The sequence below is a fragment of the Paenibacillus sp. S-12 genome, from assembly GCF_030363895.1.
In the GTDB taxonomy this organism is placed as follows: Bacteria; Bacillota; Bacilli; order Paenibacillales; family Paenibacillaceae; genus Paenibacillus_B; species Paenibacillus_B alvei.
Map to the genome: position 1 here is coordinate 295222 of NZ_JASIUF010000022.1, position 26441 is coordinate 321662.

The 26441-nt window shown below is 44.7% G+C and carries 27 protein-coding genes; 13 read left to right on the forward strand and 14 right to left on the reverse strand.

Annotation, left to right across the window (positions count from 1 at the left end; genetic code table 11):
* Position 1 precedes the first annotated feature (1 nt).
* Positions 2 to 829: a carbohydrate ABC transporter permease gene (locus NO352_RS21325; RefSeq protein WP_268599201.1), complete on the forward strand. Its 828-nt coding sequence runs from the start codon at positions 2 to 4 to the stop codon at positions 827 to 829.
* 111 nt (positions 830 to 940) lie between these two features.
* Here NO352_RS21325 and NO352_RS21330 read toward each other — a convergent pair whose 3' ends face one another.
* The gene (locus NO352_RS21330; RefSeq protein ID WP_005545279.1) at positions 941 to 1501 is read right to left on the reverse strand and encodes a riboflavin biosynthesis intermediates N-glycosidase; all 561 of its coding nucleotides are present in this window, start codon (positions 1499 to 1501) and stop codon (positions 941 to 943) included.
* A gap of 34 nt (positions 1502 to 1535) precedes the next feature.
* A complete protein-coding gene (locus NO352_RS21335) occupies positions 1536 to 2462 on the reverse strand; it encodes a helix-turn-helix domain-containing protein (protein WP_268623082.1) in 927 nt (308 codons plus the stop codon).
* 298 nt (positions 2463 to 2760) lie between these two features.
* Between NO352_RS21335 and NO352_RS21340 the strand changes: the two genes are divergently transcribed.
* The 3 genes from NO352_RS21340 to NO352_RS21350 all read left to right on the forward strand — a co-directional run bounded on the left by NO352_RS21340 (position 2761) and on the right by NO352_RS21350 (position 5036).
* Positions 2761 to 2901: a hypothetical protein gene (locus NO352_RS21340; protein ID WP_163979549.1), complete on the forward strand. Its 141-nt coding sequence runs from the start codon at positions 2761 to 2763 to the stop codon at positions 2899 to 2901.
* A gap of 50 nt (positions 2902 to 2951) precedes the next feature.
* Positions 2952 to 4046, forward strand: a complete 1095-nt coding sequence (locus tag NO352_RS21345) for an ETX/MTX2 family pore-forming toxin (RefSeq protein WP_005545285.1) — start codon at positions 2952 to 2954, stop codon at positions 4044 to 4046.
* Positions 4047 to 4343: 297 nt separating this feature from the next.
* Entirely contained in the window at positions 4344 to 5036 is a 693-nt protein-coding gene (locus tag NO352_RS21350) for a Dph6-related ATP pyrophosphatase (protein WP_289356726.1), read from the forward strand.
* A 78-nt stretch (positions 5037 to 5114) separates the two neighbouring features.
* Here the strand turns inward: NO352_RS21350 and NO352_RS21355 are convergent, their stop codons facing one another.
* Both NO352_RS21355 and NO352_RS21360 read right to left on the reverse strand, forming a co-directional pair.
* On the reverse strand, positions 5115 to 5444 hold the full coding sequence (locus NO352_RS21355) for a carboxymuconolactone decarboxylase family protein (RefSeq protein WP_005545288.1): 330 nt from the start codon (positions 5442 to 5444) through the stop codon (positions 5115 to 5117).
* Entirely contained in the window at positions 5425 to 5853 is a 429-nt protein-coding gene (locus tag NO352_RS21360) for a tautomerase family protein (protein WP_005545290.1), read from the reverse strand. The genes NO352_RS21355 and NO352_RS21360 overlap by 20 nt, the downstream gene beginning before the upstream one ends.
* 111 nt (positions 5854 to 5964) lie before the next feature.
* On the opposite strand from NO352_RS21360, the gene NO352_RS21365 reads away from it, so the two are divergent.
* On the forward strand, positions 5965 to 6858 hold the full coding sequence (locus NO352_RS21365; RefSeq protein ID WP_268599198.1) for a LysR family transcriptional regulator: 894 nt from the start codon (positions 5965 to 5967) through the stop codon (positions 6856 to 6858).
* A gap of 69 nt (positions 6859 to 6927) precedes the next feature.
* Here NO352_RS21365 and NO352_RS21370 read toward each other — a convergent pair whose 3' ends face one another.
* Both NO352_RS21370 and NO352_RS21375 read right to left on the reverse strand, forming a co-directional pair.
* Complete coding sequence (locus tag NO352_RS21370) at positions 6928 to 7416, reverse strand: cation:proton antiporter regulatory subunit (protein WP_005545294.1); 489 nt, start codon at positions 7414 to 7416, stop codon at positions 6928 to 6930.
* A 20-nt stretch (positions 7417 to 7436) separates the two neighbouring features.
* Positions 7437 to 8657: a cation:proton antiporter gene (locus NO352_RS21375; RefSeq protein WP_197267168.1), complete on the reverse strand. Its 1221-nt coding sequence runs from the start codon at positions 8655 to 8657 to the stop codon at positions 7437 to 7439.
* Positions 8658 to 8841: 184 nt separating this feature from the next.
* Between NO352_RS21375 and NO352_RS21380 the strand changes: the two genes are divergently transcribed.
* Genes NO352_RS21380 through NO352_RS21390 form a run of 3 tightly spaced genes read left to right on the forward strand, consistent with a single transcriptional unit; the run spans position 8842 to position 11705 of the window.
* Positions 8842 to 9975: a DUF418 domain-containing protein gene (locus tag NO352_RS21380; RefSeq protein WP_289356727.1), complete on the forward strand. Its 1134-nt coding sequence runs from the start codon at positions 8842 to 8844 to the stop codon at positions 9973 to 9975.
* Between the two features lie 15 nt (positions 9976 to 9990).
* Positions 9991 to 11103: a sensor histidine kinase gene (locus NO352_RS21385; RefSeq protein ID WP_005545301.1), complete on the forward strand. Its 1113-nt coding sequence runs from the start codon at positions 9991 to 9993 to the stop codon at positions 11101 to 11103.
* Positions 11100 to 11705, forward strand: a complete 606-nt coding sequence (locus NO352_RS21390; protein WP_197267122.1) for a response regulator transcription factor — start codon at positions 11100 to 11102, stop codon at positions 11703 to 11705. The genes NO352_RS21385 and NO352_RS21390 overlap by 4 nt, the downstream gene beginning before the upstream one ends.
* A 7-nt stretch (positions 11706 to 11712) precedes the next feature.
* Here the strand turns inward: NO352_RS21390 and NO352_RS21395 are convergent, their stop codons facing one another.
* Together NO352_RS21395 and NO352_RS21400 are read right to left on the reverse strand one after the other, a co-directional pair.
* On the reverse strand, positions 11713 to 12297 hold the full coding sequence (locus tag NO352_RS21395) for a GNAT family N-acetyltransferase (RefSeq protein WP_289356767.1): 585 nt from the start codon (positions 12295 to 12297) through the stop codon (positions 11713 to 11715).
* Positions 12298 to 12634: 337 nt separating this feature from the next.
* Positions 12635 to 13108, reverse strand: coding sequence for a hypothetical protein (locus NO352_RS21400; protein ID WP_289356728.1), 474 nt, complete (start codon positions 13106 to 13108; stop codon positions 12635 to 12637).
* 345 nt (positions 13109 to 13453) lie between these two features.
* Between NO352_RS21400 and NO352_RS21405 the strand changes: the two genes are divergently transcribed.
* Complete coding sequence (locus tag NO352_RS21405) at positions 13454 to 13678, forward strand: hypothetical protein (RefSeq protein WP_005545306.1); 225 nt, start codon at positions 13454 to 13456, stop codon at positions 13676 to 13678.
* 393 nt (positions 13679 to 14071) lie between these two features.
* Here the strand turns inward: NO352_RS21405 and NO352_RS21410 are convergent, their stop codons facing one another.
* Both NO352_RS21410 and NO352_RS21415 read right to left on the reverse strand, forming a co-directional pair.
* Positions 14072 to 15715 carry a glycoside hydrolase family 13 protein gene (locus NO352_RS21410; protein ID WP_005545307.1) on the reverse strand — a complete coding sequence of 548 codons (1644 nt, stop codon included), beginning with the start codon at positions 15713 to 15715 and terminating at the stop codon, positions 14072 to 14074.
* A 119-nt stretch (positions 15716 to 15834) separates the two neighbouring features.
* A complete protein-coding gene (locus NO352_RS21415; RefSeq protein WP_005545308.1) occupies positions 15835 to 16845 on the reverse strand; it encodes a LacI family DNA-binding transcriptional regulator in 1011 nt (336 codons plus the stop codon).
* A gap of 323 nt (positions 16846 to 17168) precedes the next feature.
* Here NO352_RS21415 and NO352_RS21420 point away from each other — a divergent pair, with 323 nt between their 5' ends.
* A complete protein-coding gene (locus NO352_RS21420) occupies positions 17169 to 17660 on the forward strand; it encodes a DUF2798 domain-containing protein (RefSeq protein ID WP_262866511.1) in 492 nt (163 codons plus the stop codon).
* 81 nt (positions 17661 to 17741) lie between these two features.
* On the opposite strand, the gene NO352_RS21425 is transcribed toward NO352_RS21420, so the two are convergent.
* Positions 17742 to 19844: a TerD family protein gene (locus tag NO352_RS21425; protein ID WP_289356729.1), complete on the reverse strand. Its 2103-nt coding sequence runs from the start codon at positions 19842 to 19844 to the stop codon at positions 17742 to 17744.
* A gap of 424 nt (positions 19845 to 20268) precedes the next feature.
* Here NO352_RS21425 and NO352_RS21430 point away from each other — a divergent pair, with 424 nt between their 5' ends.
* The gene (locus tag NO352_RS21430) at positions 20269 to 20547 is read left to right on the forward strand and encodes a hypothetical protein (protein ID WP_289356730.1); all 279 of its coding nucleotides are present in this window, start codon (positions 20269 to 20271) and stop codon (positions 20545 to 20547) included.
* A 127-nt stretch (positions 20548 to 20674) separates the two neighbouring features.
* On the opposite strand, the gene NO352_RS21435 is transcribed toward NO352_RS21430, so the two are convergent.
* Both NO352_RS21435 and NO352_RS21440 read right to left on the reverse strand, forming a co-directional pair.
* The gene (locus tag NO352_RS21435; RefSeq protein WP_289356731.1) at positions 20675 to 21430 is read right to left on the reverse strand and encodes a suppressor of fused domain protein; all 756 of its coding nucleotides are present in this window, start codon (positions 21428 to 21430) and stop codon (positions 20675 to 20677) included.
* Between the two features lie 145 nt (positions 21431 to 21575).
* Positions 21576 to 22463 carry a LysR family transcriptional regulator gene (locus NO352_RS21440; protein WP_268623091.1) on the reverse strand — a complete coding sequence of 296 codons (888 nt, stop codon included), beginning with the start codon at positions 22461 to 22463 and terminating at the stop codon, positions 21576 to 21578.
* A gap of 127 nt (positions 22464 to 22590) precedes the next feature.
* Here NO352_RS21440 and NO352_RS21445 point away from each other — a divergent pair, with 127 nt between their 5' ends.
* Entirely contained in the window at positions 22591 to 23781 is a 1191-nt protein-coding gene (locus NO352_RS21445) for a coenzyme F420-0:L-glutamate ligase (RefSeq protein ID WP_163979562.1), read from the forward strand.
* Between the two features lie 289 nt (positions 23782 to 24070).
* Here the strand turns inward: NO352_RS21445 and NO352_RS21450 are convergent, their stop codons facing one another.
* Positions 24071 to 24931, reverse strand: a complete 861-nt coding sequence (locus tag NO352_RS21450; RefSeq protein WP_289356732.1) for a hypothetical protein — start codon at positions 24929 to 24931, stop codon at positions 24071 to 24073.
* A 746-nt stretch (positions 24932 to 25677) separates the two neighbouring features.
* On the opposite strand from NO352_RS21450, the gene NO352_RS21455 reads away from it, so the two are divergent.
* On the forward strand, positions 25678 to 26397 hold the full coding sequence (locus NO352_RS21455) for a hypothetical protein (protein WP_289356733.1): 720 nt from the start codon (positions 25678 to 25680) through the stop codon (positions 26395 to 26397).
* The last annotated feature ends 44 nt before the right edge of the window (positions 26398 to 26441 follow it).

Consider the following 26441-nt stretch of genomic DNA (forward strand, 5'->3'; position numbering starts at 1 on the left):
TATAGCCTCGAAGCTTCGGAAATCCATTTTGTCGCATGCCGTGCTGATTCTGTTTTCCATTTTGTTTCTGTTTCCGTTCTTATGGCTGGTCATGACCTCGTTGAAAACGCCAGACGAGATTTTCCAGCTTCCGCCCAGTCTCTTGCCCGACACCTTTCAATGGTCCAACTATGCTGCAGCGTTGGAGACAATCCCTTTCGCCCGCTATATGACGAATACACTCCTCATCTGCGCCATTAATATTGTCGGACAATTATTCGCCGCGCCGCTCGTCGCCTATTCGATATCCAGAATTCCATGGAAAGGGCGCGGTATCATCTTCTCCATCGTTGTCGCCACCATGATTTTGCCCGCTCAGGTGCAGCTTATCCCGCAATACATCATTTTCACGAAGCTTGGGTGGGTAAACACGATATTGCCGCTGACGATCGGCGCCTTCTTCGGGGCTCCCTTCTTTATCTTCCTTCTGCGCCAATTTCTCATGGGGGTACCCACAGAGTTATCCGAGGCCGCCAAGATAGATGGTGCTTCTGAAATCCGGATTTATATCCGCATCATTTTGCCGATTTTGAAGCCTGCGCTCGTGACGGTAGCCTTATTCTCCTTCGTCTGGTCGTATGTAGATTTTATGGGGCCGCTTATTTATTTGAATGATTCAGCAAAATGGACCATTACGCTCGGCCTGCAGGGCTTCCAGCAAGACCACGGCGCACAGTGGGAGAAGCTTATGGCTGCCTCCACCATTATGACGCTGCCGATGATCGCTCTCTATTTCTTCGGACAGAAGTATTTCATGCAGTCTGGATCGGCCTTGACCGGGTTTAAATGAAAGAGGGGGAGATTGGAATGAATCGCAATCATTAACTAAATAGCAGATAGGCTGAGAGGCTGCCCTTCGAATCGTACATGAATCGTTGGGGCAGCCAATTCAGCTTGGTCTTTATTTGGTTTCATTCGCTAACAACTGATCCCTCACCTCAGTCAAGGCGAAGCCTAGCAGGTTGGTGCCCCGCCATTTCATCGGGTTCTCCACGTCAGGATGATCCTTCGCCATGCCAATCCCCCATATCCGATCAACGGGGCTCGCTTCTACCAAAATACGCTGCTTAGTGCCTTTTATAAATGCACACAGCCCCTCGTTTTGCGAAAACTTTGCAAGATTGCCCCGCTTCACGATATCATAGCATTCACGATTCCATACGTCGTTATCAAAGCGTTTTACGGCCCGCCCGAAGGCTTTCATTTGTTTCGGGTGCTTCGCATTCATAATGGCTTCCAGCATCTCGTCATCGCCGAACAGCCGCGCTTTTTCTGCCATCATGTACTGCTCAGTACAGCGATATTTATGGCCGTCTATCGTAAAGCTAGAGTTCCACCACTGGCTGAAGCAGCTCTGATTGATGCTTCCATCTGCTGGAGGCGTATGTCCCCAGAAAAATAAGTATTTGATCTTCTTCCCCGCCTGATGCGCTTTCTGCAAATCTTCCAGATTATAAATCATACTATCACCTCCATTAGTTCCTCTCCCCATTGTACTATAACGGAGTGAATTCCCCTTCCTTTCTATCCTGGTTACAATGCACCCCAAGCTTGAACTCCTTTATTTTCATTTCTACAAAACGCTGGAAGTTGTATTGTTTCTTGAGTTTAAACAGCATAATGGCTTGCTCGAAATCCTCTAATGCCGCTTGATGCTGATGTAAAAAATAGTGATTCAACCCTTTTTCATAATACAGTTCACCAAAAAGATAGAGAGAATTATATTTCAAGCATTGTTCAATTCCTTGGCTGCAATAGTGTATACAGGCGTGATAATCATGATTTCTCGATAATGAGCGTGCAAGCGCGTAGATGTTTTTGATAGGAAGTGTCCTGTCTTCGATATAGTAATGCCGATGAATGTGGCGGTATGTCCATTTCAAAATGCGGAGTGCCTTGCGATTCTGACCGGATTCAGATAATAAAATGCTGATGCTATTCATAATCGTAAGTTCCTGTTCCGAACAAAACTTCAAACATTTGCACGTTTTTCTTAACGCCGTTTTGAGCAGCATGAAGCTGAAATGAAAGTCCTTATAAGAGTAGTAATGTGATATGGCTTTTGCCCAAAGGAGGAATTGTTGATCTTCGGGTGCTTTAAAAAGATGGCTTTCTTCGTCCAGTATCTTTATGACTTGATCGAAATCATTTTCTTGAATAAACGAGTGGACAATAAATTTAATATTATTTTTATAGGGTATATTGGAATCATTGTGACTATCAAACAAATATTTCACATTGACTCTTAGTTTTTTTGACAATAAATACAAAATAAAGCCAGACGGCATTTCTCTGCCATTTTCAATGTTGCTGATATGAGGCTGCGTACAAATTCCTTTCGCCAACGCCTGTTGACTCAATCCTCGCCTTAGGCGCAATTCTTTAATAATTTTCCCGATTTCGCTTGCATTCAACGTATACACCACATGATCTCCCCTTTGCCGACTTCACTTGGTATCTAAGATGTGGAGAAGATAAGTTTGACATCCCGCCGCAAGAATTGCATTGCCCCCAATTCTATTTTCGGAAGATAGAGTCACATTTTAATGGATTTTCGGTAATGATTTTTATACTTTTCGACTGATGCAGTACAGTTTCCGGTCGGATTCACATGATTGGAACACAATATAACTATCCTTATTTATCGCTCGGATTCGAACCGTGTTATCGTTGAGTTAGCAACAGTGAATAACAAAAAGGTAGGACGAAAGGAGGAGGAGAATGCGGAAGATAGCGAGCGCCTTTTTGGTTTTTGCATTGTTTTTCGGTTATCAGCAAGCAGCTTTGTCCGGCGCCGACTCATCGCCCACGGTCGCAAAAGGGGACTTGCGGGGCGACCATCATCTGATTGGAGGGCACTAGGCACTAGACAGTAGGTACTGATCTTCTAAACAAAAAGGAGGACACATGAAATGCTTGAAAAAAACAAGAAAAAACTAATCGCTGGCGCGCTGGCCCTAAGTATGGTTCCAGCATGGGCTTTGCCGGCCATGGCTGCGGATCTCGCTCCGGTACAGAGCGTTGCCATTTCATCTTCCGAAATTGCGGTTCCGTTTGCAGAATCATATATCGATACGGTATATCTGAGAATCAAAGAGAGAGATAGACAGGCAAAGATGACGAACCAGCCTATTAATATGCAGGAACAAATATTGGATAGCTGGTTCCTGGCTAGATACTGGATTCTGAAAGATCAATCCTCCCACCAATCCAACCGGTTTATTTCCTGGTTCAAGGACAACCTGGCAAGTTCCAGAGGCTATGACAGCGTTGCCGAGCAAATGGGATTAAAAATCGAAGCGGTTAATGATATGAATGTATCCAATATTCAGTACACATCAAATACAGGGGATACGATATATCGCGGCACTTCGGAATTGACGAATTATACTTCCTCAACACAGAAAATGAAAACAGACAGCTTCCAAAAGGATTACACAAAATCCCAAGCCATTTCCGTCACGAACGGCTTGCAGCTAGGATTTAAAGTGGCTGCCAAAGGCGTAGTCGCTTTGGCAGGGGCCGATTTTGAAACGAGCGTAACCTATAACTTATCCACTACCAAGACGGAAACGTATACGGAATCGGATAAATATACCGTTCCTTCCCAAGAAGTCACGCTTCCGCCAGGTCATAAAGCGGTCGTCACGCATGATCTGAGAAAGATGGTATACTCCGGAACGCACGATCTGAAGGGTGATTTGAAAATCACCTTCGACGATAAAGAATTGGTTCAAAAATTCTATTACCCGAACTATAAAACAATCACGTTAGATGACGCACGCAATACAATCAATGCGATAAGCCAATGGAACGGCTGGCCGAAAATAGACTTATACCAAATGATGGGTCCTCGCAATTATTTAAAGAATGGAACGACGTTGTACATCGATACCCCGGTGCAGTTCACTTTTAATGGAGCTACTCCTTATTATCGAGCTGACTTCAAAGAATATGACAAGGACGGCAATTTGGTCCAATCCAAAATGATTGCGGAGTTTGAGTAATCCTTGGTGCCTCCCCCTCGTTTAAATATAACAGCACCTAGATGGCCTGACATCCACCTCTCTCGCAAAGTAAAGTGAGAGAGGATTTTCATGTTATAGAGTCGATTTCAGGCTGCTCCTTTCCCCAATGTAACTGCAACTTGTCAAGATTATCCTCTCTATACTGAACCTTCATGCCCTTTCTTCGATCTGTCCGTGTTAAAATGACATCAATTACATGCATAACTTCGTATATCTTATACAATTGGCATATTCCAGTCAGCGTATAACGCTTTAAACAGCAAAGGAGAGAAAATCATGACAGACGCAGCAACTTGGAAAAACGGGGCTGACGGACATACATTCATCGCTTCCTTCAGCGGCGGGAAGGACAGCACGTTGGCACTGTATAAAGCCATGCAAGCCGGCGAAGCGGCAGGATTGATCGTCATGCTGGAAGAAGAAGGCAAGCGCTCTCGTTCCCACGGTATGCCCCCCGAGTTGATTCGGGCTCAAGCAGAAGCCATTGGATTGCCCGTGTTAGCGGGTGCGGCGAGCTGGACAGACTATGAGACTGTCTTTATGGGTCTGTTAGCGGAAGCGAAGAGTCGCGGAGCCGAAGTATTAGTAACCGGAGACCTGGATGTGCCCGAACACGGCTGCTGGCATGACCGAGTGACGAAAAATGCAGGGCTAGGCTTAGGAATGCCGCTATGGGGGATGGATCACCTGGAAGCTGTACAGGAGTTTATTAACCTTGGCTTCGTTACCATTCTGGTGACTGTAAATCTGTCAAAGGGCATGCAGGAAGAAGATTTAGGGCGAGTGCTGACTCATGAGTTCGTGGACGAGCTTCTCGCACGCGGCATCGATCCATGCGGCGAAGGCGGAGAGTTCCATACAACGGTAATTGATGGTCCAATTTTCAAGCAACCCATTCCGGTTCGAAAATGCGAGATCGTGAGGGATGGGGATTACGCCTTCTTGCCTTTAGAGCTACAAAACACTTAGGGGCAGCTATAACTGATGAAACGCTAAAAAGCACAGTTCTTAGCCATTCACTAGGTTCTGTGCTTTTTCTATCCTTGATCACCCCTTATTCTCGAAGACCGTCTCTACAACCTGCAGCGCTGAAGCAGCTCGCGGCCAGCCTGCATAATACGCCAGATGCGTTATCGTTTCCACGATTTCCTCCTGCTGCAGTCCATTCTCTACCGATAGGCGCAAATGATAAGGAAGCTGTTCTGTCAATCCGCCCGCAACTAACGCAGAAATCGTGACTAGACTCCGATCCCGCAGCGACAATTGCTCTCGTCGCCACAAGTCCCCGAACAACACATTCTCTGAGTAATCAATAAATGCCGGTGCTAATTTCCTTAACGACTCGCTTGCATGTGGTTTAATTGCTCGATGCGCCATGCCCAGCATCCCCCTTTTTCTGACGATCCAGCATTTGAGCAATGCCGTTGCCGAACGACCAATCATCGAATTCATTATCGACAAGCACGACAAATACATCCTCTTTCCTTATGCTCACCGTATTTGACAGCTCCTTCGCCAGCATCGCATAAAAGCCTATTTTCTGCTGTTCCGTCCTCCCTGATTTAAGTGTGATTTGTATATAGAGCAAGCCTTCGCTCCGTTCAACATTCAAGTAGTTCTTGCTAAAGAAAAATTCCCCCGCCCGATGCGCATGGAAAACTTGAAAATAATCATCTTCCGGCACTTTGAAGTGTTTAATCAAAGCGTACATGATTGTCTTACTGATTTGTTCAAGTTGACAGGTGTCGTATTGCCCCTCCATGTAACTGACCCGAATGAATGGCATGTTCGATCAACTCCTTCTCTGAGATGCCTCCATTGTACGCCTGGGAAAATCATTTGTATAATTGAATAAAATCATAATCTTGTTCGATTATTTCGATAGAGGTGTCAGCCAGTGGATCTCAAAGAACTAACCGCGTTCAAAACCATACTTGAAGAAGGGACATTTTCCCGAGCAGCCGAGAAATTAAATTACGCCCAATCAACAATTACAAGTCAAATTCAACGTTTGGAAAAAGAGCTGGGCATACCCTTGTTCAACAGAGGCTGGGATGCGGAATTGACCCATGCCGGCCACATGCTGGCAGCGGAAATCGACAGTCTCATACAGCATTGGAACTATGTTGCGGAACAAGCGAAGGCATTGCAGCATGACGAAATTGGATCCATGCGGATAGGAGGCATTGACTCCATGATGGAGACGATTTTTCCGAACGCCTTGCGGAGATTCCGGGAGCATAAGCCGAACATGCACTATCATGTCGTGACGGGAAATACCGATTTCCTTTCGCATTCCATCCTGCAAAAAGAGCTGGACTTTGCCATCTGCGGCGAGCCGTCGGACGCATCTCCCTTCTATTTTCAGCCGCTGTATCACGAGAAGATCACTTTCATAGCAGATAAAAGGCATCCATTGTGTACACAGCAAACCATTCCATTGGATGAGCTTCTTCATTACCCGATCATAGCTGGGGGGCCAACCTGCTTGTATTCTTTGCGTCTAGCAAAGCATTTTGCCAGATTCGAATCGTCGCCCAACCTAAACACCATAAGTCAAATATCCTCGATTCCTCACTTTGTGAAGAACACTTCTTCCGTGGGGGTTGTATTGGATACGACATCGCTGATAAAGGAAGTCGCAGCAATTGACGTCAACATGGCCGAGCCCCTCATTCAAATCGGTATCCTGCAAAAAAGAGGCGGCCAGGAGTATACGCAGAGATCCTCTGTTCATTTGCTCATGAAAATCATCAGAGAAGAAATTGAAGGAAGAAGTAAGAAAGGGTAGGTTATTTCATTGGAATAAAAAAAGCACCCGCTGTTGACCATGCAGATGCTCTCGTTTCACAATTATTGGTTATCCTTGAGCGAGCAGCTCTTTGAGCTGCTTGATTTGTTTGCGCTCTCCTGCAATCACAAGCGTCATATTGGGCGTAAGCCGTACCTCAGGATCAGGATTGATATACTGCTTTCCTTTTTCTATAGCAGCCAGGATCGTCGCTCCCGTGCGCTGACGGATTTGCAGCTCAGCAATGGATTTATTAATGCATGGAAAGGACTGTCCCACCTTGCACCATTCAATGACCAGTTCATCAAGCTCCACCTGGATGGTATCCAACGCCTTGGGCTTATAGCTCATGCCGCCGATAATAGAAGCAAGCTGCCTTGCTTCTTCGTCCTCCAGTGTCACTTGGGAAATGCTCATCTCTGGATCATTATCTTCAAAATGATAGACTTCCCTTCTGCCATCATCATGAATAACGACGACTACCTTATCTCCCGAAACGGTCTCCATCTGATACTTTTTTCCGATTCCCGGCAGTTCGGATTCCCTTATCGTTGCCATATGGCCATCTCCCTTCAATCCTATTTATTTTCGATGTTTGCTTTCTCTTTGGTGCTGCTCCATTTAAATATCCGGTTCAGTCCACCATACACGGATTTCGACTCTTTTGCCAGTAGCGGTCCAACAATCGCCAGCACGAGAACATACAGAGCGGAAAAGGGCTTCAACAAGGGCATCAATCCAGCTGAAATACCGAGGTTCGCGACAATAATCGTGAACTCTCCGCGAGCCATGATCGTAAGTCCAATATTCGTTGATGCTTTATAGGTTAGTCCTGCCTGACGCCCTGCCATCCAGCCTGCAACCATATTGGATACCACCGTGAGCAGCACAGCTCCTATCGCCATCCAAGCAGCATCGCCCAGCGTCAGCGGATCAATGCTAAGACCGAAGCTGAAGAAAAAAATGGCGCCAAAGAAGTCACGGAATGGCACAACCAGATGCTCAATTCGCTTGCTGTGCTCGGTCTCGGACAAAGCAAGTCCAAATAAGAGCGCGCCGATCGCTTCGGCTACATGTAGCGTCTCCGAGAACCCCGCAATGAAAAATAGCAAGGAAAACACAACTATAATAAATATTTCACTTGAGGTGATGTTCAACAGCTTATTTAATAAAGGCGGTCCTACTCTTGCGATAATGAAAAATACAAGCATATACCCCATTGAAATACCTACGGAAAGCAGCACTCCCCCAACAGAAGTTGCCCCTCCAAGCAGAAGGCCCGACATGACGGATAGAAACACGGCCAAGAAGAGATCGTCGAACAAAATCATGCCCAATATTAACTCTGTCTCGGAGTTGCCTGTGCGCCTGAGATCAACCAACACCTTGGCTACGATGGCAGTGGAGGATACAGACATCATTCCTGCAACGATTAACGTTTCATACAGCGGAAAATGAACCAAGAAGCCGTATACCATTGCCAGCAAAAAATTCAATACAACATATACGGTACCGCCAAATACAATATTGCGGCCTGACTTAATCAGCTTCGAGACCGAGAACTCCAGCCCAATGTAGAAGAGTAGGAACAGAACCCCCATGCGTCCGAGAAAGGATATAATGGACTGACTTTCCACAAAGGTTAAGTCGAACAAGCCGATCACGGGAGCGTGCGGGCCGACTAACATACCGAGAACGATGAGAAATGGAATGATCGAGAATTTGAGTTTACCCGCAAGCAGCGAAGCGGCGGTAACTAACAGCAAGGCGGTTCCAACCTGAAAAATCATATGATCCATATGGCGGCTATCTCCCTCTTTCAAGATCCTGTAGTCTTATCCTGCGCAACAATATTCCTTGCTATCCAAATCCAAACAATATGACACCTGTCATCTCGATTTCTTTACAGCTGTGAATGTTCCGCCGCCCCTCTTCCCCACTACAATAAAGCTGCATGATGATATGAGGGAAGGATGAGTACATGTGGAACAACGTCAGGAGAGAATCCGTCTGCTCGATATATTGCGGGGATTCGCGATTCTGGGCACATTGGGGACAAATATTTGGATATTTGCACATCTAGGAGATTTATCTTATCTCACTACGTATGCTTATACGGGCTGGTGGAAGCTTGATGATCTGCTCCGTATGATCGTATTATTTTTCGTAAATGGCAAGATGCTCGGCTTATTAACGATCATGTTCGGAGTAGGCATGGAAATGAAATACCGGCAAGCGAAGCGTACAGGCAAGGCCTGGCCGGGCGTGTATATGTGGGTTCTTCTTATTTTGCTATTGGAGGGCTTGCTTCATTTCGTGCTCGTCATGGAGTATGACATCTTAATGAGCTACGGCATAACAGGCATGATTGCCGCCTTCATTATTCGAGGTGGAGATCGCGCCATATCCATCACGATGAAAGTGATTGGCAGCGTACATGTCATCGTAATATTAGGCATGCTTCTGCTTGGGTTAATGGGCGCCAATATGTCACTGGGGAACTTTGACCAGGTGGTCGCCCTTTACCGAGACGGTTCATGGCTGGATCAAGTCCAATACCGACTGTCTCATTTTGTACAGCTTCGATTTGAACCCCTTTTTGTCATCCCATTGAATGTATTTCTATTTTTGCTTGGCGTTCGCCTTATGCGCTCCGGAGTGTTCGCTCCAGATGGGAATGGGCAGCGTCAACGTAACAAGCTTCTGAAGCTGAGCCTCTACGCCGGGGTGCCATTGAACCTGCTTATCTTCATACCCGGCGGCATTTTCGATATGCCTGTCCGCTATTTATTTGCCCCATTTCTATCACTTGGGTATATAGCCATTATTGGTAAAATGATACAATATAATAAATGGGATCGGCTGTGGCGTCTGTTTGAGAACACAGGGAAGATGTCGTTAAGCTGCTATGTGATGCAAAATGTGATTGCATCTATGCTCTGTTATGGCTGGGGCCTAGCATTTGGCGGCAAGTTGAATTCTTTCATCATTATCGCAATTTGGATTGAGATTTCCGTATTCCAGCTATGGTTTGCTTCAAGGTGGCTGCGGGTCTTCAAGCTTGGCCCTATGGAGTCTGTCCGCAAGCGTGCGGTAGGCACTTTTCAATCCAGGTGAATCTGGAGGCTATCGATGAAGATCTACCCAAGAGATCAGATCAAACATTTTCTGCTCATAGATGTAATTGCGATCGTATATTTGTGCTACTTCGTCCTAAGCACGCGTTCCGATCTTGGTCTCTTGGGATCCCTTATGATCCTAAGCGTATTTTTGATTTCCTTCTATATTGCATTATGGCATCGGAATATATATCTGCTAGCAGCTGTTGTATCTGGTCTCGGTACGATTGCGGTACTCAGTATCTATATTGACCCCAATCTTCTCATGTTCGGATTTATATTTGCCGATCTGCTGGGCAGATCGAAGTCCAAATGGCAAATCGGCGTCGGAACTGCAGCCATAGCCCTTGCGCTAGTTGCAGGATGGGGAGGAATAGGTAATTTTATTGCCAATCATATCATGTATCTCCCCATTATGATTATCCAGATGCTCCTGCCCTCTATTTTATACATAAGAGCGAGAGCCGCCAGCCTACAAGGTCAACTGGACGCTGCCAATGAACAGCTTGAACACTATGTCCTGCAGGAGGAAAGACACCGCATCGCGCGCGATCTCCATGATACGCTGGGGCAAACCTTAACGATGATCAAATTGAAAAGCGAACTTGCTGCCAGATGGGTAGATAAAGACCCTGTGCAGGCCAAGGAAGAGCTGAAGGACATCATGGACACATCGCGAATTGCCTTGAAGCAAGTGCGGGAACTCGTTTCCGAAATGAAGTTCATATCACTATCGAGCGAACTGGCGCACTCGCGCAAGCTGCTGCATACGGCTGGCATTGAGCTTGAAATTGTAGAGCAGGGGACTCCCCCACTGCTGTCCAGTGTCGAGGAGACGATGATGGCTCTCTCTGTGCGGGAAGCAGTTACAAATATGATTAAGCATAGCCAGGCTCAGCACTGCACGATACGGCTTCAGGCAGCAGATAGCAGATATACCATATGCATAACGGATGACGGTATCGGGCTGAATCAAAAAGAAGGCGGGAATGGCATTCTGTCAATGAAGGAGCGAATGCAGGCGCTGAACGGCACTCTTACTGTAGAATGCTCGTCTACCGGAGGGACTGCGGTTACAATGATGCTCCCCCTTTATCAACTTAGAAAGGAGAGTGCTGCTACATGATCCGTGTTGTGATTGCTGAGGATCAGCAGATGCTGCGTGGTGCCTTTGCCTCATTGCTGAAGTTTGAAGACGATATTGAAGTATTGGCGGAAGTGGCGGACGGAAAGCAGGCATGGGAAGCCATTCAGCAGCATAAGCCAGACGTATGCGTGGTGGATATTGAAATGCCGCACATGAACGGCTTAGAGTTGGCAATGCAGATCAGAAACGCCAACCTTCCCTGCAAAATCATGATCGTTACGACCTTTGCCCGGCCTGGTTATTTGCAAAAGGCAATGAATGCCCAAGTGAATGCCTATCTGCTTAAAGATGAACCGATCGACTATCTGATTGAGTCCATTCGCAGAGTGATGGCCGGAGAACGGGTAATCAGTACTGATCTGGCTGCGGTACTCTTTATGAACAATGAGAATCCATTAAGCGAGAGAGAAGCTGAGATGCTGCGGCTTACGAAGGAAGGCATGACGACTAGTGAAATCAGCAAATCCCTCTTCCTGACGATTGGAACGGTACGAAATTATCTGTCTTCTGCTATTCAAAAGCTGGATGCCGAGTCGAGGCAGCAGGCCGCGGCCATTGCCGAGGAGAAGGGATGGCTTTGAACCATCCCTACAGAAATTGTCCGACAGGGAGATCAAGATTGATCGTTGTGTGGCGCAGCATCTTCTTGTGGGCAATTGCCTTTGCTGAAAACAGGCGCATCAGCACGACGACCTGCAACGAGTCGCTTGTTAACGCCCCTTCATCACGAGAGCCAATGAGGCTCACGTCGGGCACAGCCGGCCAGGAGCCGGCACGATGGTAGAAATCTGTCAGCGATGGATTGCAGGTAAATATGCCGAGATCCACGCCGCTCTGCTCCATCCACCGGGTGGCGGCAGCGACCGTTTTGAGCCCACATCCCAGACCGCGATAATCAGGGTCAGTCGCTACGCAGCTAAGCCCTGATAGAACGAACCTCTCTCCCTTATGCTCGATCGCTTTGGTGATAACTCCTGTATAGCTGACTAATTTTCCATCTGCATAGGCATAGAAGGAACGCGCATTCAGCGCTTCATCATGGGCGGTCGGAATCGTATCCTCCGGCAATCCATCCTCCTCCGGCCATACGCGATTAAGTAAGACGGCAATCTCTTGCCGCAGGGTTGCAGGTGCCAGATTATAATTTATTGATAGTACGGTAATAGTCAATATCAGTTCTCTCTTTCACGTTTCGACGCAGGAAACGAAAATTAGGAGCAACCCGTTTCTGTCACTTCTACTGTTATTTATAGAATCATTTTTACTCAATCTATCAATATGATAGATATTATTTTAGTTTTTTGATTACTTTATAAACAATAAAAACAAATAACGCTGCTGCTAAATACGGCAGAACTAGAGTAATTATCCCCATTAGACAACCTTCTCCTCTGACCATAACGATGCACTTACCAGTCTCTTTCGAGAATTTCATCCTAAAGATCACACCCATGCTGGGCGTACAATTAAAAAGGGATATCCTCTTTTTATGGAAGCTATTCCCTTTTGTTTACTTTATATCTTGACTCCACTCTTGATAGTGAGTAGGCTCTTTATAGGTACCAGTATACGAACCATATGAGTCTCCAGAAGGCCAGCCAACCCCGGTTATTTTAAAACTACCATAATCTCTAAATCCTGTGAAATAATAGTTTCTAGTGATGTAAGGAGAACCTTCAGATGGGCCAGTCCAAGTTTCTTCTTTGGAATATGTTCTCGATTCTTCTTCGGTTACGCTAGCATCTAATTTGCTAGAAGCTCCTGATGGTATAGATACTCCTCCACTCCAAGATACACTTCTTGTTGTCTTTTTTGTAACTGAACTTGATAATTTTTTTGATGCTCCACGTGCTACATAAATAATTAATTGCGCCTGATCGGGATTATTATGTGTTATTACTCTTAACAACTGATCAGTCAAAGCTTGTGTCATACCAAGCGGAAGGTGTAAATCTTTCTGTTTGTGGAGAAGCATATACAACATTGTGAATCGTTACGTCTCCACCCCCGTTTGCTTGTGCTTGTCTAGCAATCGTTTTCAATTCTTCTTGAGAAACCTTACCGACCACATTATCAGACAACTTGATGCTTACTCCATCAACCTGAACACTGTAAGCAACATGATTTTTTGGTGTACTTTCTTGAGCGGATGAGACTGCAGCAAACAAAGAAAATACTAGACATAAAGACAATGAGAGACCCAAAAATCTTTTTCACATACCTACCTTCATAGGTGTTTTTTCTTAAATACGTAACATAACACATTAAAGGGGATTATTATTTTATTTTTTCATAGTTCATACTATTTTTAGGAAGGAGGTAAAATGATATGAAGTATTCAACGATAGGATTAGTTTTATTTTTGTGTAGTGCTACTTTATTTACTCTGGAACGAATTGCAGCAAAAATCGCTGCTTCAATTGCAGTAATAGGACAGGTAAACGGCTATGATACTACTCCAACTTATGCAGATATTACAGATAACAAGCTGGTTCTGAGTTCATTAATACTGTCTATTATCTTCTTTGCTTTATCCTTTAAAGAAAAAAAATGATGTTTGGGCTTGCTATTATGCAATTACACTGTCGCGGAAGAAATTGATGCAACTGCAGGTGTTTGACAAAGTTCCGCTAGCAAAATATCATTTGCTGTGTATACTTAAACACATTCGCTATAAGTTTATTCGTTAGGCGGTAGGAGATCCCATATCCTGCCGTTTTTTCATTAATGGAGAACTAATCGGCTCAAAATTTGATTCGTTTACCTCAAGCCTTGCTTTGCCTACAGTTTCCGTAAGATTCTACTTCACGATGAGCACCCTTACTCTTGGCTAATGGAGGTGCTTGTCAGTCCATTTGAGACTTTCACTCTAAAGAAAAACGCCCAAGATGGGTGTACAACAAATGACCCACACAAAGAATGTGTGAGCCACCATCACATATACGATTTACAACTTCACTGCAAATACCTCATATGGCTTCATCGTAAACGCAGTAACGTCTATTTCAGCGCGGTCGTAGTTGCTCATAATGATCTCGGATACCTTACCATCTACAGCGATTCCATGCTCCTGCTTGGACATGTTCGCTGCCACGAGCCATTTCTCGCCTTCATAGATGCGGTAGTATGCAAATACCTCTTCCGGTGTATGCTCGATCAGTTCGAAGTCGCCCCATACGATAATCGGGTTCTCTTGGCGCAGCTTGATTAAGCGCTGATACGTATAGAAGATCGAATTCGGATTCTCCAGATTACGCTTCACGTTGATCGTCTTGTAGTTGTCATTCACGTGCAGCCAAGGCGTACCCGTTGTAAAGCCTCCGTTCGCACTGTCATCCCATTGGATTGGCGTACGGGCATTGTCTCTTCCTTTTGCATTGATCGAGGCGATAATGTCCTCTGCCGCGTATCCCTTGGACAAACGGTCATTGTACATATTGATGGATTCAATATCCTCTACCTCGTCGATGCTCGACACAGGGCGGTTCGTCATGCCAATCTCTTCCCCTTGATAAATGTATGGCGTACCCTTCATCATATGGAGAAGAACAGCGAACATTTTCGCGCTTTGCTCATGGTATTCCTTGTCATTGCCCCATCTGGACACGATGCGCGGCAAGTCATGATTGTTCCAGAACAAGCTGTTCCAGCCTTGATCGCCAAGCGAGGTCTGCCACTTCGCAAGAACCCGTTTTAAGTCTGCAATTTTCAACGGCTTCAGATCCCATTTATCCTTGCCTTCCTGCTGATCCAATCCCACGTGCTCGAATTGGAACACCATAGACAGCTCGTTCCGTGCCGGATCGGAATACAGCTTCGCGATTTCCGGCGTCGCCCCCCATGTTTCCCCTACCGTCAGAACGTCGTGGGAGCCGAACGTTTTCTGGTTCATTTCCTGCAAATACTCATGCAGCTTCGGTCCGTTGCCCGTAATTTCTTGATCCGGAATTTTGCCGATGAGGTCGATAACGTCCATGCGGAAGCCGCCGACGCCCTTATCCAGCCAGAAGTTCATCATGTCGTACACTTCCTGGCGAACCTTCGGATTCTCCCAGTTCAGGTCTGGCTGACGCTTGCTGAATAGATGCAAGAAATACTGTCCGCTTGCTTCATCAAACTCCCATGCCGGGCCGCTAAAGGTAGAGCCTAGTCCATTCGGCACGCCGCCGTTCACTGGATCGCGCCAAATATAGTAATCGCGGTACTCATTGTCTTTGCCTTTTTTCGCTTCAACGAACCATTTATGCTCGTCAGAGGTATGGTTCACGACAAGATCCATAATGATCTTGATGCCGGCCTCATTGGCCTTGGCAATTAACTCGTCCATATCATCCATTGTACCGAACTCATCCATAATATCTTGATAATCGCTAATGTCATAGCCATTGTCATCGTTCGGCGATTTATATACAGGAGACAGCCAGATTGCGGTAATGCCGAGCAGCTTCAAATAATCGATTCGATTAATGATCCCTCTCAAATCGCCAATTCCATCTCCATCACTGTCCTGAAAGCTGCGCGGATAAATTTGATAGATAACGGCCGTCTGCCACCATTTCACGTCTTTTTCTTGTTTCATTGTTTCACTCATCGGATACCTATCCTTTCGGGTTCTAATGTGAAGCTGTCAGATTCTAACGTAAACGTTTACGTAATGCGTAAAAATCATCTATATTACGTCCGTGTGCAAATACATATATTTTAAAATGCTTACTTTTGTTCCAACGACTTGACTGATTTGCGTACCACTAACTCATGCGGTATCACTTCGGACTCAATCTTAATCCTATGCTGAATCGCATCAATTAATTTCCGGCAGCCTTCTCTCCCCATGTCATACAAGGGCTGCGCGACTGTCGTAAGCGGAGGAATTGACATACGCGACACCTTAGAGTTATCGTATCCGACCACGGATACCTTCTCTGGAACCTCAATACCATGCTCAAAGCATGTCGATATAATTCCTAGTGCAGCCTCGTCGCTTGCGCAGAACACTGCGGTAATATCCGCTTCCTCTTCTAGGAACTCCTGCATGGCCTTTTTGCCGGATTCGAAGCTAAAGTTCCCGGGCTTAATCAGGTTCAAATCCACCTTGATCCCCTGATCTCGCAATGCTTGCGTATACCCATCGATTCTCGGCGCTCCGGATATCGGATCTCTAGGATTTGCCCCGGCCATCCCGATCTTCCGGTGTCCATGCTCAATCAGATACTGAACCGCGGTATATGCCGCTCGGAAATCATCCACTTTAAGATATGGCGCATCATCCCGATCCGTCTTGGTAGAAAGCAAAACAAAAGGAATTTCGAGTGATGTCATAGCGTCGATTGCAGCCTCTTGCAGCTCGATGGAAACGATAATGAGCCCGTCTACTCTGCGCTCTCCCATCAATTTCAAGCAATCCTGAATTCGGGAACCATTGCTGCCGGCATGGGTCAGGATTACGCTGTAACCATGCGCATACGAAATATCCTCAATCCCTCTGATAATATCGCCATAAAAAGAGGTTGCTACATCTGGCATAATGATACCTATCGTATTGGTCGACTTCTGCACCAAGCTTCTCGCATTTTCATTTTTCCGATATCCCAATTCCTTGGCAACGGCGATAACCTTCTTCTCCGTCTCTTCGTTATATCCGCCAAGATTATTGATGACTCTCGATACGGTCGCGGTAGAGACACCGGCAACTCGTGCAATATCTTTAATCGTAGCTGCCATCTAACCACCTCTCGTAAGTAAACGTTTTTGAATAATTTGCTTAAACAGGAGCAGTGCTGATCCTGTTTGTTAGTTAAACGTTTACGTAATCAATATTAGATCCTAGTTATTGCTATGTCAATGTATTTTTGAAGCGTTTTCAATTGTTGTCGACTAGATACTTCTATATGGCACAGTGGTCGTGTGTCGATCTTGATAATTAAGCGCACTTTCTCATACGGCAAACATCGTCCTTGCTACCGGAAAAGTTCGCAAAATGTTCACTTATGTGAAGATGTCTGCTTTTTCTATAATGATGAGGTCGAAAAGAAAGGATGATCACATTGCCGATAACAAAAAAAGAACAAGTCTACTTTGGGCTGATGATGTGCTCCGGGATGGTTGTATGCATGACCTTTTATAACCTATACCTGCACGGCTTGCTCAATACATTATCTTGGCGAAGCATACTAGCCCAACTTATTTTGGCCCTCTTCATTGCGTTCACATTGGAATCCTTTATTGTGGGACCTGTAGCGAAGAAAATTGCTTTTTCCTTCCCCTATGACAAGTCCAAGAAACTGAACGTAGTCGTATCCGTTGCCTTCTTTATGGTGAGTGGAATGGTTCTTTGCATGTCCTTGTACGGGTTGATAACAGCCTATCTTGCGAGCAGCCGCATGGAAGGATCCTTGCTTGAAAATTACTTCTCATTTGTCGTGAAAAATTTCATTTTCGCGTTTCCGCTTCAGCTCCTAATCATAGGGCCGATCGTTCGGTTCCTCTTTCAGCGTTTCGTCAAACATAAAGGACTGCCGGAAATGGTAAAAGGCTAATTAACAGGTTCAAGCGGTGAACTAAGGCGTTATTACAACCCTCTTCGTTCACCGCTGATGATCTTGCATCCGCTTGTTCATCTATACAAGGAATTCAGCCATGATCTGCTCGATATCGAATGGAGTGACTCCTTCGTCTACAGAGAAAATCGTATCTGCTTGATCTGCCGTTGCAACAAGTTCCCCTCTTGCTTGGGCATGGAGCATGAACAGATCGTACAGATTCGGCTTTTGCAACGTAGTCATCGCTTTGCCCATCAAGACCATTCCGCTTTGATTCCCTTCTACATTGTTATAGTAGCTCGGGTGTCTTGTCAGCGAGAGATCGGTCCAAATGACGGTGCGCTCTATCAAATCCAAGATGACAGGGATTGCAATCTGTGTATCGGCGGTGACGTCGATTTTATTGGAGACTGTCGCCGGCTCGAAAATCTCGCCGGAACCGGGCTTTTTGCGCATCATCCAGCCTACGAAGCACTCCGGCAAGTCGCAATACGGCTGCATCGTAAAGGAATGAAGTGAAGCGACAATATAACGACCGCCATAATCCACAATGGATGGAATATGCAGATCGATAAATTCACAGGCTCCCTGTGGAGCGGCTACGATGTCGCCGCTGTGCACAGCTCGGTACTTTGACGATCGCAAATTCGTGTATGAAATATGCTCAACATACTGCCAATTGCGATCGTACATGACAGCAGAGAGATCAATATCTACACGGCCTGTAGGATTTCCATTCACCGTACCTTCCTTCCACCAGTTGAAGAAGCGAACGGTATCCCCTGCTTCCATCGGCACACGGCTTCCCCGAATGATCGTACGCAGCGCCTTGCTTGCCGAACGCTGGGAGAACGGCACGTTATAGCGCTTCATGCGTTCATCAACATATGTTTTTCCGAGCACTGGAAGTGCCGAGAATCGCTCCCTAAGCGTCTGATCGCACAGTCGCACAATGTCTTGGCATATCGCCTCGCCAATCTCCGGCAGCGTATTGGGAATCGCTACAGCCTTGGCAACATTCCCTTTCGGGAAAAAGGTACGGAGCTCCTTAGGCTCGTTACGATGAGTAAAATGGGACTTTACTTGCATAAGCACGGGCGTTGATACCTGATTGGCGATTTCACCGAATGCCAGCACTACGTACTCCGCCTGCTCCGCAATGCGAAGCATGTGATCCAGTCTTCTGGCAAACTCGCCTGGGCGCTTCATCAACAGATCGATCAGCGTCCACATATTCTGATATTGGAAAGCGAGCTCCACGCTCCCGTTAAAGGTGGTGAAGGGCTTGTTATTGCGCAAAATATCAAAGGCATCCTTGCATTTTGTAAACTGCTGCTTATATTCAGATGGATGCAAAATCTCGCCTAATCGAATCCAGCGCTGCTTATATTTCAGCATATCCTCGGTAATCGCTCCACATTGTTCCAGCAGGCCAAGCAACAGCCGTCTCTCCGGCCGCTTGAACTTGCGGAAGCGCGTAGGCTCAGCAAGGCTAACGTCGCCAGCCGACCAAGCAACAGCGAGGCGCAGGACATCGGTAGCGGTCTTGAAGTACGGTCGGATCAGATTCATGTTTGCCTTATCATGCTTCATTAAGGAGGCGGCTACAAAGCCCACGTTTTCCTTACATGGAATCTCGGCAGGCAGAATGTCCTCCAGTTCATCGATATCCGCATGTTCGACAACTGCATCGATATCTTCTTTATCCGTCTCGGAAATTGACCCCTTGACCTGAATAAGATGGCGTAGCATCGTATGGAAGTCCGACTTGTTGCCTAAATCAATCATCTTAAGATTGACCTTATCCAGCATTGGCGGGCGATCTGCTGCCTTATTCTCCGGCACTTCCAAGGTCAGATAATGATAAATGGCATTCAGGTACAACTCCACGTCATCTTCCTGCATCACCTGCTCTGGAAAATCCGGATACATTGGTTTGTATGTTACGTGAGCACCTACCATCACCTTAAGATCTGTGATCAGCCCCTGATAAAACGCATGGAACTGCTCCTTGGACAAGGTACGGACGGCGTTTATTAATGGCTTCGATAACGTATATCCAAGCTGCTCTATGTTCTTCAATGCCGTAGCCAAATGGGCTTTAGAGATTCGATTACCTCCCTGCCCATGGTTCACAATCAGCTTATTCGCTCTACGCAGATAGATGGTGTTCATCATCATAAAGACTCCAGGAAAGCCATACCCCTAGTTTCAATGGAAGATTCAATAGAAGGAAGGAATATGATAGCCTGGATGCCCCCTCTCCTAATTAGCGTCTTCAGGAAAGCTGCGACCCTAATTCGCCAATGAAGTAGAAGGAAGGATCGCAATAGCCTGAAGATCAAAAGCCCAAAGCCGAGCGGCTTCAAACCTTTGATGTATCCATCTTCACATACTTCACATCACGCGAACAGGGTGAAAGTATTACGACTGCTGAAGTTTCCATTAAAGGAATAGGGACGCCGACCTCAGTTCTTCCTTTCCATAACTGCTTCCCAATTGGCAAGACAACTAACGATTGGGTTTATTGAACAAGTGAGTAAATTTTGGTAAAGTAACACCGTATAGAAAGTCGTTGTTACTTTACCAAAGGAGAATGAAAACAATGAAAACAATGAAATCAAAAATCACGTTATTTATTGCTTTCATTTGTTCGCTTATCCTCTTTATTATTGGCTTTCGGTTTATCTCCCAAAGTACTGATATGGGTATGGATAAAGCCATGTTAGTTCTGGTAAATTACCAGAATGTACAATCAGATACTACTGATATTTTTGGCTCTTTTATTCACTCTGCGATATGGTCATACAAGATTGAAGGGATTTTGTTGTTTCTTTTAGGAGTTGTAATTTTGTTCTTAGTCAACCCTTTTCGGAATAAGTGAAAGCATTTCCCTTTTTCTAACCGAACCTTAACTAAATGCCACGTACTTACCTAAAAAAGTCGCCAGCTCTCTCCATGATGTGAAAGAGCTGGCGTTTTAGATTCTAGAAAAGAACTAGAATTATTTTTTACGACTTGCACGTATTTCTTCGTTTTGGATCTAACTCGAGCACTCCATCTTCCAACTCTGATAATTTGTCTATTAATGCATCCATCCCGTGCTCTAACTTATAATCCATTTCCTCTTTGTACAGAGGAATCAGGAAATAGGTATGAACCTTATTTCCGTCCTTGGTCGGAATGACGCTGATTTCTTCTTTTAACTGATAAAATACAACCCCATTCAAGCCTGTCCCATCGGCATAAGGCTCATAGTCCTGATAATTCGGGATCGTGTGCCCATATCCCAACCAGGTATTATACTGGTGTGGAAAACGAGCCATCTGCTTCATTAATCGAATCGGCCAATAATTGTTGTCGTCCTTGAAAGCTTCTTCGGATAGCTCCCACGAAGCTGGAAGGAACATCATCACTTCCGCCCGATCGTAATTCCCATCCATTTCCGCTCGTATCTCATCTGGAATCGTCATCGGCAAATCACTCATACCGGTCGTATATAACACCCAGAATGGCTCTTCTTCCGTAGGCTCCATAACATTGACATCAATATGTACGATATCAGATATAATCTCATGAAAAACGCTACTGTTTCTCCCCGGAAATACATTTTCGAAATGGGCAACGATATCTTCCACGTATTCCATCGGTGCAGGCGGCTCATAACCACCATCATTGGCACTTTCGTCATATGTGTAAATTGTAGTGCCGTCCTTCGCTTTCTCCCCATCATTCTTGCCGCCGAATATCTTTTTTAGAAACCCCATCTTATCCCCTCGTCTCATTCGTAAATGGTAAATATTAATAACACTAGTCTACCATAGGACAGGCCCCGTCTTCATTCATCTACTCCCTGATCGCAGCTTCATTTTGGCACTTTGTAACAATCTCGACCCATATAAACGCATATAATCAAAGCCTGTTATGTTCGATAATCTCCACAAACTTCGTCGAAGCTGGAGATAAAGATACGCTTTTCAAAAAACATATACCAATGCTCCTCTTCGGGATTTCCTCCACCAATTGAACCTCATGCAGAAGACCTTTATCTAAATACTCTTGTGAAAATTCTCTCGTCACGCAAGCGATGCCTAAATTGATTTTAGCGAACTCCAGCAGCAAATGATGCGAACCCAATTCAAAATCGGGCGCGATCCGTACACCTTTCGACCCCATATAATCCTCGACATACTTTCTGGAATTGGATTTCGATTCAAGGAAAATCAACGGCAGCTTGGCGATTGTCTCAAGGCTGACAGGCCCAGATAACATTGTTTTGAATTTATCCCCGTATACGAAAATATCTTGAATGTCTGTGCACGGTCTCAACTCCAATGCAGGATCCTCCAGCGGAAAATTGCAAATGCCAATATCGACTCCGCCTGACTTAATCAGCGCACATATTTCGAGGGTCGTTCCGTTTATGATTTTAAACTTAATATTGGGATATCGATTATGGAATTCCTCCAAATAGGGAAGTAAAAAATATCTGGAGATTGTATCGCCAACACCGATTTTCAACTCGCCAGTCGTTAAATTTTTTAGCTCCAGCATCTTTTCTTCACCAACATGAATCAAATTCATGGCTGAATCTGCATACTCATATAAAAGTCTGCCTTCATTCGTTAGAAATACCCCCTTCGATGTTCGAGTGAACAACCGAGTATCTAACTCCCGTTCTAGCTGCATGATTGCTTGGCTGACGGCTGGCTGAGTCATGTAAAGATCTTGTGCTGCTTTTGAAAAACTGTTGCGTTTCGCCACCGTACAAAACACTTTATATAGATCTAACTTACTCACAGCATAAGCACTCCTTATATCTAATATTCAATATATTAATTTCACTTATATCATTAGACAGGTGTATAGTACAAATAGGAACGCCAAATCATGCAATTCACTATACGCGTCCCAAGGAGCGATTATATTGGAAAGAATGGTTGGAACAGTCGTTAGAGGCCTCCGCTGCCCTATCATTAATCAAGGGGACAGCATCGAGGATATTGTTGTAGATAGCGTGTTGAAAGCTTCCGAAGCGGAAGGCTTCCACATTCAAGATAAAGATATCGTTACCGTTACGGAATCCATCGTTGCTCGTGCGCAAGGCAACTATGCGACAATCGATCATATTGCGCAGGATGTACGCGCCAAATTCGGAGATGCAACGGTTGGGGTCATTTTCCCGATCTTGAGCCGCAATCGCTTTGCGATCTGCCTTCGCGGTATTGCAAAGGGCGCTAAAAAAGTTGTGCTCATGCTCAGCTATCCATCGGATGAGGTAGGCAACCACTTGGTGGATCTCGACCTGCTCGACGAAAAAGGAATCAACCCTTGGACGGATGTGCTGACAGAGCAGCAATTCCGTGATCTGTTTGGTTATAACAAGCATACCTTTACCGGCGTTGATTATATCGACTACTATAAATCACTGATCGAAGAGTACGGCGTGGAATGCGAAGTCATTTTCTCGAATCATCCAAAGACGATTCTGGAGTATACGAAAAACGTGCTGACTTGCGATATCCATACCCGTTTCAGAACGAAAAAGATTTTGAAGGCAAACGGCGGAGAAAACGTATATGGCCTCGACGATATCATGACTGCATCGATTGACGGCAGCGGTTGCAACGAAGCATATGGCCTGTTAGGCTCCAACAAATCCACAGAGAACAGCGTGAAGCTGTTCCCGCGCAACTGCCAGCCGATCGTGGACAATATCCAGCGCAGGCTCCAAGAAAAAACGGGCAAGCAAGTTGAAGTCATGATTTATGGCGATGGAGCGTTCAAGGATCCTGTGGGCAAGATTTGGGAGCTTGCTGACCCGGTTGTATCGCCAGCCTACACAGCAGGCCTTAACGGTACACCCAATGAAGTGAAGCTGAAATACCTTGCCGACAATAACTTTGCTCATTTAAAAGGCGAAGAGTTGAAGCAAGCGATCTCTCAATACATCAGCAACAAAGACGCGGATCTCGTAGGCGCGATGGAGGCGCAAGGCACAACCCCTCGCAGATTGACCGATCTCATCGGCTCTTTGTCCGATTTGACCTCCGGCAGCGGAGATAAAGGTACACCGATTATCTTTATTCAAGGGTATTTCGATAACTATACGAATTAAGTGGATTTGGGAATACACATATTAGAAAAAAGCCTCTCCGCCGAACTGGTGAGAGGCTTTTTTCTAAAAAAGCATAATTTATAGAAAATTTCCCTTTTTGAGTATTATGAGTAAATATTTTTTAATACACCTAAATTACTAGATACCTTATAAATTGTGGCTTAGCTCCATACTTATTCCCCTTAGCTTCTTCTAGCTAACTTTCCTTATCAACACGTATGGTGTGGTTAGCTTAACGGATTTTTCTCTACAAATTATACTTGGTATTTTTCACATATTACATTTACTACTACTCAAGGAATTTTTTCACCGATTCTTTTCCTTTTCTGTTCCCCCCCATATTCTTAATGCTAAATGTTTTTACATAAAATGCGTATGCAAATATTATAACAATGATTAAGATTCCTCTAAACCATGGACCAACAAAAATTAAAATACTACTCAAAATAATAAAAGCTCCGAATACAATCCAATTTTCCGCAGAGTGTACAAATCTACTTTTTGCTAAAATCTCGGTTACTATAATATCAATTACGAGAATAAATAGTATACTCGCAGCGAACAATGATATAAGTAAAACTTTATCAGTAATTTCTTGTGCCGTTGCAAACATTGGAATAATTAGTAATAATATCATTAAAATAAAAATACCTACCACAGTATGAATTATCGGCTCTACAATTAAGTATAATTTTGTTTTATAATATACCCTGATAAATTCTGCAAGTCCTCCGTTGCTTTTATAAGTAATTGGATCTACTTGGGTAAGCTTTAACCTTTTTATCTCTTCTCTAATTTCATTCTGTAATTTTGTTAACTGTATAATATTCGCGTCCCATTCAAATTTTCCAACCCACCCTTGTAAATCGACTAAGATTGTTACAGGTAAGTAAGGACTAGCTTTAATGACTTTAGCCTCCACTACGGATATGTCAGACCTATTATTTAAAAATCTCCTTATCTCAAAATCCAGCTCAGTATAAGCCTCAATTGCCTTATCGGTTTTCGCAATGCTATTCTTTTCATTACCGGTGATCCGTGTTTGTAAATGTTTATACAACCACAATGTAATCACTGTTAGTATGATAAGAAAGATAGCAGTTTCCGTATTGGGAAACATCAATTTTATTAAATCAATTATGTAATTCATTAAACCTCCCCCATTTAAAGGTATACCAATCGTTACGATTTTAAGTAGTCTTTGTTTCAAAATTATCCATACGACAGTTACGCTACTGTAAAAACCAAATTTCACCACGATATACCTGATTCAAACAGAAAATAAGGGCGGTTGAAATAGATTCTTACGTATTTACAGAAGAAATATAAGTTCAGGAACTTCTCCGCGTCATTATCATCAGTGATGACGGAGAGTACATGAGCAGCTATACGGTACAGGGAATATGTACGGCATTAGTCGATGATCTCAGAGTTATGCTAGGAATCAAGGGGAGTGCTCGCTCGATAATGAGTATTATGTGAAATATCTGCAGCTGCTGAAGCAACGAGGATATGTATAGATTAGTATTGAAAATGAGGATGGTACTTAGGTGCTATCCTTTTTTATGTGCCCGAGGATATCGTCGTGATCGCTAATTCAAGACAGTTGACGCATATTCTGCTGTATGAGCTGACTCACTATAAGCGCAAGGACTTATGATTCAACGCTTTGTGGATGCTGTCAGTCGGAATGCATTGGTACAATCCCATGGTGTGGTTAGCGGTAAGAAAGATGAAGGCCGACGGAAGAGGTGGCATGCGATGCGAGTGTACTTGAATCTCTGGATGAGCCCGAGGCTTCTTCCTATGGCATGACCCTGCTCATGCTGTCGCGTTTATTTTCCCGCCAAGGTACCTCATACGGGGTTAACCTATCGCATTTCGGAAACAACAAGAATGAAACGAAAGAGAATCATCATGATCGCCAAGTACAAAAAAGGATCGTACAAACTATCCGCCGTCGCAATTCTTTTAGTTGTAGCCTTGGGCGCCGTTTTGCTTACTAATGTATCGGAGAACGGGAAGAGCTCTGAGCCAGACGTTCAAGACCAAGCAGGAAGCACCAAGATCGAAATCCCCTCCATCTATCACGGACATGAATGGACGAATAGTCTGTATCGAGCACTCGATTTTAGAAAATTTGACTTTAAGGTACCTGACTATCTCCCTGAAGGTAATCAGCTTGATAATGTGTCCATAAATGAAAGTTCCTTGAAGCCTGACGATCCAGAACGTTATCTGAAATCTGTAACTATTTCTTTTGTATCTAACCCTCGTACAAAAAATGAACGCACGATGGAAGTAGAGGTGGCTGCCGCCGGCAGAGAAAATATGCTGGAGCATAACCATTTATGGGGAGCCTCTTATTCCAGACTATCAGAAAAGCTCCCTGAATACAGACAGGAACCCGCTAAGATCGGTAATGTGAAAGGCGTTTTATTCACAGATAAACGTCCATATAAGAATAGTTCAGAAACAGGAAAAAGTTTTTATTGGAATGATGATGGTGTATGGTACGCCATCAATTACTATAAAGAGTATTTGTCACAAGAAGAGCTGGCAAACTCTGGTGCAATCCTTTGTCCCCCCGCAGCAGGTTCAGCATGTACGTTATGACGGCGAGGGGAATTCATTTCCACTCTATGATGAGAAGGACTTGG